A 10,031-nucleotide genomic window follows, 5' to 3' on the forward strand; every position below is an offset into this window, starting at 1 on the left:
GTTCGTCAGCGCAATTCGCCCCGGGTGTTTGTCCTTGCAATTGTGCGGTGCAGCGCGCATGTTGCACGGCTTCATGACCGTAAACGACCTCCCGCCGCTTCTGGCCGAAGCGCTCACCGCGCGCGGCTATGCCACGCTCACCGCCGTCCAGTCCGCCGTGACCGCCCCCGAAGCGGAGGGCCGCGACCTTGTCGTGTCCGCGCAGACCGGATCGGGCAAGACGGTGGCCTTCGGCCTGGCCATGTCCGCCGAGCTGCTCGACGCCGGTCCGCCGCGCGCGCCGATCGCCCTGTGCATCGCGCCGACGCGCGAGCTGGCGTTGCAGGTCAGCCGCGAGCTGATGTGGCTGTACGAGAAGGCGGGGGTCCGCATCGCGACCTGCGTCGGCGGCATGGACGCGTCGCGCGAACGCCGCGCGCTCGGGTCCGGCGCGCATGTCGTGGTCGGCACGCCGGGGCGACTGCGCGATCACCTCGAACGCGGGGCGCTGGAGCTGGGCAGCCTGAAGGCGGTCGTCCTGGACGAGGCGGACGAGATGCTCGACATGGGCTTCCGCGAGGATCTGGAAGAGATCCTCGATGCGACGCCGGGGGAGCGGCGCACCTTGCTGTTCTCCGCCACGATGCCCAAGCCGATCGTGGCGCTGGCGAAGCGGTACCAGCGCGACGCGCTGCGCATCTCCACCGTGGGGGAGGATCGCGGCCATGGGGACATCGCCTATCAGGCGGTGACCGTCGCACCCGCGGATATCGAACATGCCGCGATCAACCTGCTGCGCCTGCACGAGGCGGAGACCGCGATGCTGTTCTGCGCCACGCGCGACAACGTCCGGCACCTGCACGCCAGCCTGGTCGACCGCGGGTTCGCCGCCGTCGCGCTGTCGGGGGAGCATAGCCAGAACGAGCGCAACGCCGCGTTGCAGGCGCTGCGCGACGGCCGCGCGCGCGTGTGCGTCGCGACCGACGTCGCCTCGCGCGGGATCGACCTGCCGACGCTCAGCCTGGTCATCCATGTCGAGCTGCCGCGCGATGCGGAGACGTTGCAGCATCGGTCGGGCCGCACCGGGCGCGCCGGCAACAAGGGCACCGCGGTCCTGATCGTCCCCTATCCGCGCCGTCGCCGCGTCGACATGATGCTGCGCGGCGCGCGGATCGCGGCCGAGTGGGTCGAGGTGCCGACGGTCGAGGACATCCGCGCCAAGGATCACGAGCGGCTGCTGGTAAAACTGCTCGCGCCCGTCGAGGTGGACGAGGAGGATCGCGCGCTGGCCACGCGGTTGCTGGCCGAGAAGTCGCCGGAGGATATCGCCGCGGAGCTGGTGAAGCTGCACCGCGCGTCGATGCCCGCGCCCGAGGAACTGATCGCGGGCACGCCCGAGGCGCGCAAGGCGAAGCACGAGGAAGGGCACCGCCCCGGCTTCGACGACACCGTCTGGTTCCGCATGAACGTCGGCCGGCGCCAGCGGGCGGAGGCGCGCTGGATCCTGCCGGTGCTGTGCCGCCGCGGCCACATCACGAAGAACGAGATCGGCGCGATCCGCATCGCGCAGGGCGAGACGTGGTTCCAGGTCCCGCGCACCGTCGCGCCGCGCTTCGCACAGGCGGTCGCGCGCAGCGCCGATCCGCAGGGCGAGGACGAGAACGGCATCCGGATCGAGCAGGCCCCCGCGGGCGCCACCCCGCCCGACCAGGGCGGCGGCGCGCCGCGCGGCGGACCGCCGCGGTCCGGCCCGGCGCGCAAGGGGCCGCCGCGCCGCTAACGCGGGAGCGGGCGCGGGCGTCCGTAACCTCGCATTCCTGCGAAAGCAGGAACCCAGGGCCGCAAACGTCGCCGTTCGTTACCCTGGGCTCCTGCGTTCGCAGGAGCACACCACCTTCTAGGGAACGTTCACATCGACCGTTGACAGTGCGCCCGCCGGACTGTCACGACCCGTCCAAAATCTGGAGAGGTCGATGTCCGTAGCCCCCCGCTTCCTGATCGCGCTGGCCGCGACCGTGCTGCCGTGCGCCGTCGTGGCGCAGGATACCACGGTCCATCCCGAGCGCTGGCCGGCGGTGAAATGGCCGATCGCGCGGGATGCCGCGACCGAGGCGCGGATCGCGGACCTGCTGCGCCGCATGACGGTGGAGGAGAAGGTCGGGCAGGTCGTCCAGGCCGACATCGCCAGCGTCACCCCCGACGACGTGAAACGCTATCACCTGGGTTCCGTGCTGAACGGCGGCAATTCCGGGCCGGGCGGCGACGATCTGGCGCCCGCGGCGAAGTGGCTGGACCTGGCCGACGCCTTCCACGCCGCGTCCACCGATCGCAGCGGCGGCGGGGTCGGCATTCCGATCCTGTGGGGCACCGATGCGGTCCACGGCCACAGCAACATCGTCGGCGCGACGTTGTTCCCGCACAACATCGGGCTGGGCGCGGCGAACGATCCGGACCTGATCCAGCGGATCGGCGCCGCCACCGCGGCGGAAATCCGCGTCACCGGGCAGGAATGGACCTTCGCCCCCACGATCACGGTGCCGCAGGACGCGCGCTGGGGGCGGACGTACGAGGGCTATTCGTCCGATCCGAAGCTGGTCGCGCGTTACGCCGACCGCATGGTCCTGGGGTTGCAGGGACCGGCGACGGGCAAGGCGATGCTGGACGGGCCGTACGTCCTTGCCAGCACGAAGCATTTCCTGGCCGACGGCGGCACGTTCGAAGGGCGCGACCAGGGCGATGCGCGGATCGACGAGGCGACGCTGCGCGACGTCCACGGCCTGCCCTACGTCCCCGTCATCGAGGCGGGCGTCGGCACCGTCATGACCAGTTTCTCCAGCTGGAACGGCGTCAAGATGGCGGGGCACAAGGGCCTCGTTACCGACGTGTTGAAGGGGCGGATGGACTTCGGCGGGTTCGTCGTCACCGACTGGAACGCGCACGGACAGGTCGCGGGCTGCACCAACGCCAGCTGCCCGCAGGCGCTGCTGGCGGGGATCGACATGTACATGGCGCCCGACAGCTGGAAGCCGCTCTACGCCTCGCTGCTGGCGCAGGCGAAGGACGGCACGATCCCGGCGGCGCGGCTGGACGATGCCGTCGCGCGCATCCTGCGCACGAAGATGCGGCTCGGCCTGTTCGAGGCGGGGAAGCCGTCGACGCGGTTGCTGGCGGGCAAATGGGACCTGCTGGGCGCGCCCGCGCACCGCGCCATCGCCAGGGAGGCGGTGGGCAAGTCGCTGGTGCTGCTGAAGGACACCGGCGTCCTGCCGCTGAAGCGCGGCGCGCGTATCCTGGTCGCGGGCGATGCGGCCGACGACATCGCGCGCCAGTCGGGCGGATGGACGCTGACGTGGCAGGGCACCGGCCTGACCAACGCCAATTTCCCCGGCGCGACCTCGATCTGGGCGGGCATCCGCGACGCGACGGGCGGCAAGGCGGAACTGTCGCCCGAGGGGCGTTTCACGACGAAGCCCGACGTCGCGATCGTCGTGTTTGGCGAGACGCCCTATGCGGAATTCCAGGGCGATCTGAAGACCGTGCAGCTGCGCGCGGACCTGCGGCGGCTGGACCTGATGAAACGGTTGAAGGCGCAGGGGATTCCCGTCGTCGCGGTCATGCTGACGGGTCGGCCGCTGTTCATGGGGCCGGAGTTGAACACCGCCGACGCGTTCGTCGTGGCGTGGCTGCCGGGCAGCGAGGGCGCGGGCGTCGCGGACCGATTGTTCGACGGCATATTCACCGGGCGCCTGCCGATGCCCTGGCCCGCCAGCGCGCGGGCGGACGGGGCGACTCTGTATTCGCTGGGCCACGGGCTGTCGAAGGCGGCGGCGTGGACGCGCGTGCCGGAGGATGCGGGCGTTGCCGACGAGGACGCGGGCGGCATCTATTTCGCGGATGGGGTGCCCGCCAGCGGCTGGTCGCTGATGGCCACCAGCGGCGGCAGCGCGACGCGCGTCACGTCGGTGCCCGTCGTCAACGGCCGCATCCGCGTGACCGCGGTCGACGCGCGCGTGCAGGAAGGCGCGCGCGCCTTCGCTTTCGCGGGCGGGGGCGCGCAGGAGGTCGCGCTGACCGCGCCCGCGCCGCTGGACCTGACGCGCGAGGCGAACGGGGACGTGATGCTGGTCGCGACGATGCGCGCGGACGGCGCGACGGCGCGCGACGCGACGCTCGCGTGCCTGGGCAAGGGGTGCACCGGCGGCGTGCCGCTGCCCGCGCTGACACCCGGCAAGTGGCAGACCGTGGGCGTGCCGCTCCACTGCCTGGGCATTGTGTCGGCGGTCGAATCGCCCTTCGTCCTGCGCAGCGCGGGGGCGATGCGCGTGGCGGTGGCGCGGGTGGCGCTGGGCACCGCGGCGGATACCGTCGCGCGCTGTCAGAGGTAGCGAATCCACCAGCGGTCGCTGCGCCGCTTCACCCCCGCGAACCAGCGCGTCGCCAGCCATAACGGCGGCGCGCAGACTGCCGCGATCGCCCAGACCCAGGCGATCGACGGCACGTCGCCCGCGCCCCCGCCCGCCTGCGTCCAGATCAGACGCAGGAGGTGGAGCGCGTAGATGTGCAGCAGGTAGAAGAACAAGGGCGCGCCGCCCAGCACCGCCAGCGGCCCGCCCCGCCCCTCCCACGCCGCCAGCAGCAGCGCACCGATGCCGAGCGTCAGCAGCAGGAAATCCAGCGACGGCGGGTATTTCGTCAGGTTGAGAAACGACATGACGGTCGCGAGCGGCGTCGCGCCCACGGTCCACGCCACCGGCTCCCCATAGCCGTTCGCCGCGCGGATCGCCACGAAGGCGAGCAGCATCGCGACCCCCGCCGCGATCAGCCTCCGCCGCCGTACCGCCGCCGGACCCGCGAACCACGGGCCGATCGCATAGCCGATCGCGATGACGCCGATCCACGGCAGCACCGGATAGGACGTACGCGCGCGCAGCCCCTCCGCCAGCGGCAGCACCGCGCGCTCGTGCAGGATCGCCCATGCCGCATGCGCGGGCGTGCCGGGTGCGAAGGCGACGGGATCGAGCAGATTGTGCCCCGCTACGATAACGATCCCGATCGTCGCCACCGCCGCCCGCGGCAGGTGGACCAGCGCGGCCAGCGCGATCATCGACAGGCCGATCGCCCAGATCACCTGAAGGTAGATCATCGCGGGCGGCACCGCGAAGCTCCAGCCGAATCCCACCAGGGTCAGCTCCAGCGCGATCAGGAACAGCCCGCGCTTCAGCAGGAATGCGGACACCGCCGCCGCCGACCGTCCCCGCCCGTACAGCCACGCCGCCAGCCCGGTCAGCGCCACGAACACCGGCGCGCACAGATGCGCCGCCAGGCGGGTGAAGAACAGGCCCGGCGTGGTCGTCGCGATATCCATCGGGTCGCCGACCTGATGCCCGATGAAGAAGAATTCCCGCGCATGATCGACCAGCATCAACAACATCACCAGCCCGCGCAGGCCATCGATCGAACGAATGCGCTGCGTCGTCGCTGTGCCCTGGATCGTCATGGCGGACCCATGATACGTTATCTCATCAACGTCAATGGCGAACCTGCCGAGGAATATTGTTTGCGATAACGCGTACCGTAGGGTCACTTTCGCAATGGCGCGCGACCGCCGACGAATTGTTGTTGCGGCCCATATGGCGATCCGGTATCGACGGATTTCGAAGTGGCGCGCGTTCCTCGATCTGGAATGATAGCGCTACCTTTTCTGGGAGGGGATGCAGTGGAAACCGGTGTCATCGTTCGTCGCGATCTGCCGACGATCAAGCGTGTCGTGATGGGCGCCTCCGCGCTCGCGATTGCGGCCGGGCTGTGTGCGCCCGCGTTCGCGCAGACCGCCGATTCGGCACCCGCGACGGAAACCCCCGCCACTCGCCCCGACGCCGCGAAGACGCCGCAGACGAAGGGCACCGTCGTCACGACCAGCTCCTCCGCCGACGCGCAGATCGGTGCCAGCGGCAGCTCCACCGACGCGGCGCAATCGACCCCGATGCAGACCGCGACGGACGCGGAGGGCAACGACCTGATCGTCACCGGTTACCGCCAGTCGCTGCAAAGCGCGCAGAGCATCAAGCGCAACGCCGATTCGATCGTCGATTCGGTCAGCGCCGAGGATATCGGCGCCCTTCCCGACCGTTCCGTCGTGGAGACGTTGCAGCGCATCCCCGGCGTGTCGATCAGCCGCTTCGCCGCGGGCGTCGACCCCGATCATTTCTCGGTCGAGGGATCGCAGGCGACGGTCCGCGGTCTCACCTACGTCCGGTCCGAATTCAACGGGCGCGAGGCGTTCTCCGCGCTCAACGGTCGCTCGCTCGGCTTCCAGGACGTACCGTCCGAATTGCTGGGCGGCGTCGACGTGTTCAAGTCGCCGACCGCGGACCGGATCGAGGGCGGCATTTCGGGCATCGTCAACCTGCGCACGCGCAAGCCGTTCGATGCGAAGGGCACGTACCTCGCCGGATCGCTGGAGATGAATTACGGCGACTTCGTCAGCAAGTCCGCACCGACCATCTCGATCCTGGGCAGCACGCGCTGGGACACCGGCATCGGCGAGATCGGCATCCTGGGCAGCGCGGTCTATTCGCAGCTGTTCACGCGCAACGACCGGTTGCAGGTATCCAGCTTCCGCAACCGGCCGATCTACAGCAACGGGACGCGCACCGACGTCGTCCCCTTCGCCGGCGCGACGCAGACCGGCAGCGGGCTGTTCCCGCGCGGCGCGGTGATCGGGACGCAGACGTTCGAGCGCGAGCGCCAGGGCTATTCCGCAGCGCTCCAGTGGCGGTCGCCCGACCGGTCGATGGAGGCATCGTTCCAGTTCCTGCGCTCCGACGCGCGACAGGATTGGTTCGAGAACACGATCGAGATCGCGACCGACAACGTCACCTCCAACGGCGACAGCCGGGCGCGGGCGGGCACGTCGATCAGCTTCGACGCCGACAATCTGTTCGACCAGGGGCTCATCACCGGGCCGACCGGCTGGCGCGCGGACCAGAATAACGCGGAATCCGCCGCGACCCCCGCGGGCCGTCGCACGCCCGCCTTCGGCCTTCAGTCGAACAACCAGTTCCGCGAGCACAAGGAGCGGAGCGTTACTGACGATTTCGGCTTCAACTTCAAATGGAACGTCAACGAGCGGATCGGCATCACGGTCGATTACGATCACGTCAATTCGCGTGGCGAGGTGCTGGACAACGGCATCTGGGGCACGACGTACCAGGATGCGTTCATCAAGCTGAACGGCAAGGACCTGCCCGTGGTGCAGTTCGTGTCGCCGCAATCGTGCGAGGGCGCCGCGCTGAACGCGCAGGGGCAATGCGTCGGCACGCCGGGGGCGACGGGGAGCTTCCCCACCTACTACACCGGCACGCACCAGAATTTCACCGATCCGTACAACAACTTCTGGCGTGCCGCGATGGATCACGCGGAGGAATCGTCGGGCAATTCAGACGCCTTCCGCATCGACGGCGAGCTGACGTTTCCGGACAGCAATTTCCTGAAGGCGGTGCGCGCGGGCTATCGCTACGCCGACCGTGACCAGATCGCGCGCAACTCCACCTACAATTGGGGTGTGTTGTCCGAGCAGTGGGGCAATGGCGGCCCGGTGTGGATGGACGAGCGCATCGGCGGCGTCGGCGGCGACCAGCAGGGCACGACGTCGCAGGCGGGATCGTACGACGCCTTCACCTTCAACAACTTCTTCCGCGGCGCGGCGGGCGATCCGACCGGGAACCAGGGCCGCCTGTACTATGCAGGCAAGCCCGCGCAGGACTATGCGTCGTACATCGCCTTCGCCAAGTCGATCCGCAACGAATGGCTGCCCGCGGGCACCGTGCCGACGGGCGGCGCGGGCGGCTGGCTTCCGCTCGCCGAACGGCCGGGCACCGTCGACGGCGGCTATTACCTGCCGGGCGAGATCAACCCGATCGAGGAGATCAACAACGCCGGCTATATCATGGCGAACATCGACACGACGTTCGCCAACGACTGGCGCCTGACCGGCAACATCGGCGTGCGGTACAGCGATACGAAGCGCACCAGCAGCGGCTTCATCCAATATTCCACCGCCGAGCCGCTGACGGTCGACGCGACGTGCCGGACCACCATCCAGCAGATCGTCAATCCGCAACCGGGACAGGCCGTACCCGCGACGCCCACGGTGCCCGCGGGCTGCGCCTTCCTGTACAGCAACCCGCAGCTGCGCGCGAACGTCCGCGCGTTCCAGAACGGCGCGATCGTGCCGAACGATTTCAAGACCAGCTACGATTACTGGTTGCCCGCGGTGAACCTCAAGCTGGAAGTGACGGACGAGCTTCAGTTCCGGGCCGCGTATTTCAAGGGCATCTCGCCGCCCAACACGACGCAGATCCGCAATTACTTCCCGATCTCGATCACGCCGCAGGTGCCCGCGGGCGCGGTGCTGACTGTCGTCCCCAACACCGCCACGGCGGACCCGAACGACGGCATCATCCAGAACGAGGGCGTCGTGCGGTTCGAGGGCGCGGGCATCCGTTCGGGTTCGCCCGACCTGTTGCCGGTCACCGCCGACAATTTCGACCTGACCGCGGAATGGTATTTCAACAAGGTCGGATCGCTGACCGTGTCCGCCTTCTACAAGGAGGTGAAGGGCGTGGTCGTGTTCGCCACCGACCGGCAAAGCTTCACCAACAACGGCCAGACGTTCGAGGCGGTGGTATCGCGCGAGGTGAATTCGCCCGACACCGGCAAGGTGAAGGGCGTGGAGATCGCCTATCAGCAGACCTACGACTTCCTGCCCGGGCCGCTGTCCGGGCTGGGGTTGCAGGCCAACTACACCCACGTCAGCAGTTCGGGCGTGCCGCAGCCGACGCTGGATCCGGGCGATCCGTCGGTCGCGGGCGGGCTGGTGTCGAACCTGAACGTGTCGGGTTTCGGATTGCAGGGATTGTCGAAACACAATTTCAACGTCACGCCCTTCTACGACTACAAGGGCCTGTCGCTGCGCGCCTCCTATGCGTGGCGGTCGCGCTTCCTGTTGACCACGCGCGACGTCATCACGCCGTTCGATCCCGTGTTCCAGGAGGATTACGGCCAGCTCGACGCCTCGCTGTTCATCCAGGCGACGCGGAACCTGCGGCTGGGCATCCAGGGCGTGAACCTGACCAATTCGCTGACGAAGACGTCGGTCGCGGTACAGGGGCCGGGCGGGGCGGACGACGTTCGGATCGTACCGCGCGGATGGTTCATGAACGACCGCCGCTTCTCCGCCATCGCGCGGTTCAACTTCTGATGCCCGACGGGGCCATCGACATTCGGTGGCCCCGTCCCGGGTTCCTGCGGTCGCAGGAACACCCGACGGCTCAGGCCAGCGTCAGGAAGATGTTGGCGGTCAACCGGCCCGTGCGCGGGTCCGCGTCCAGCGCGCCGGGATCGGGGATCACGCCGGAATGAAGCAGGCGGCTGCGATAGACGACCAGCCGGTCGAACGCGGCATCGACCGCGCCGATCGTTTCGAAGGCGGCGTGGTCGCAGGTGGCATAGCCCTGCCCCGCGGGCTCTGCCGCTCGCGCCGCGTCGTAGGCGGCGAGCCGGTCGGGGGTGATCGCCTCGAACCCCGTCGCGCGATGGCGGAAGAAGGCGGTGCCGCCGAACCGGGCGTCGCACAGGTAATGCAGCAGCGCGAACTGATGCGCGTCGGTCGTGTCGACGTGCGGTGCGCGTTGCGCGGGTACCAGATCGTGCGGCGGCAGCGTGACGAGCGAGAAGCTGCATTCGGCGTGGCGCGGCCGCGCACCGGTGGGCAGGGCGAAGGCGGCGACGATCGCGGGCGTCAGCGCGCGGACGACGTCGCCGACGTAATCGAGCGGGGCGGGCGCGCGCAGACCGGGATAGCCGCCCGCGGGCCCGTGCGCGGGCGCGAAGGCGGCGACGGCGGCTTCGTCCACCAGCGCGGCCGGATCGCGCGACAGACCGTCGATCGTGACGACCGGCTCGCGATCCCGCCCGACGATGCGGGTCGTCGCGCGCAATGTCGGCGACAGAGGGAAACGCGCCGTCATCACCGCGCGATAGGCCACGGG

At 69.4% G+C, this 10,031-nt stretch carries 5 protein-coding genes; 3 read left to right on the forward strand and 2 right to left on the reverse strand.

The genetic code is table 11. From position 1 onward, the window contains the following. The first annotated feature begins 73 nt into the window (after nucleotides 1–73). Both ASG29_RS13350 and ASG29_RS13355 read left to right on the forward strand, forming a co-directional pair. On the forward strand, nucleotides 74–1,759 hold the full coding sequence (locus ASG29_RS13350) for a DEAD/DEAH box helicase (protein WP_055985642.1): 1,686 nt from the start codon (nucleotides 74–76) through the stop codon (nucleotides 1,757–1,759). A 193-nt stretch (nucleotides 1,760–1,952) separates the two neighbouring features. Next, nucleotides 1,953–4,364, forward strand: coding sequence for a glycoside hydrolase family 3 protein (locus tag ASG29_RS13355; RefSeq protein ID WP_055984775.1), 2,412 nt, complete (start codon nucleotides 1,953–1,955; stop codon nucleotides 4,362–4,364). On the opposite strand, the gene ASG29_RS13360 is transcribed toward ASG29_RS13355, so the two are convergent. Then, nucleotides 4,355–5,476: a DUF1624 domain-containing protein gene (locus ASG29_RS13360; protein ID WP_055984778.1), complete on the reverse strand. Its 1,122-nt coding sequence runs from the start codon at nucleotides 5,474–5,476 to the stop codon at nucleotides 4,355–4,357. The genes ASG29_RS13355 and ASG29_RS13360 overlap by 10 nt on opposite strands. Before the next feature lie 219 nt (nucleotides 5,477–5,695). Here ASG29_RS13360 and ASG29_RS13365 point away from each other — a divergent pair, with 219 nt between their 5' ends. After that, nucleotides 5,696–9,241 (forward strand): TonB-dependent receptor, encoded by a 3,546-nt coding sequence (locus ASG29_RS13365; protein WP_055984780.1) that lies wholly within the window; start codon nucleotides 5,696–5,698, stop codon nucleotides 9,239–9,241. A gap of 70 nt (nucleotides 9,242–9,311) precedes the next feature. Here ASG29_RS13365 and ASG29_RS13370 read toward each other — a convergent pair whose 3' ends face one another. Further along, nucleotides 9,312–10,010 (reverse strand): DUF6445 family protein, encoded by a 699-nt coding sequence (locus ASG29_RS13370; protein WP_082516112.1) that lies wholly within the window; start codon nucleotides 10,008–10,010, stop codon nucleotides 9,312–9,314. Nucleotides 10,011–10,031: the final 21 nt, after the last annotated feature.

This window comes from Sphingomonas sp. Leaf412 (assembly GCF_001425405.1).
Taxonomy (GTDB): Bacteria; Pseudomonadota; Alphaproteobacteria; order Sphingomonadales; family Sphingomonadaceae; genus Sphingomonas.

Coding starts and splice junctions, on each gene's coding strand:
- ASG29_RS13350 (WP_055985642.1), top strand. CDS start 74: ATGACCGTAAACGACCTCCCGCCGCTTCTGGCCGAAGCGCTCACCGCG.
- ASG29_RS13355 (WP_055984775.1), top strand. CDS start 1,953: ATGTCCGTAGCCCCCCGCTTCCTGATCGCGCTGGCCGCGACCGTGCTG.
- ASG29_RS13360 (WP_055984778.1), bottom strand. CDS start 5,476: ATGACGATCCAGGGCACAGCGACGACGCAGCGCATTCGTTCGATCGAT.
- ASG29_RS13370 (WP_082516112.1), bottom strand. CDS start 10,010: ATGACGGCGCGTTTCCCTCTGTCGCCGACATTGCGCGCGACGACCCGC.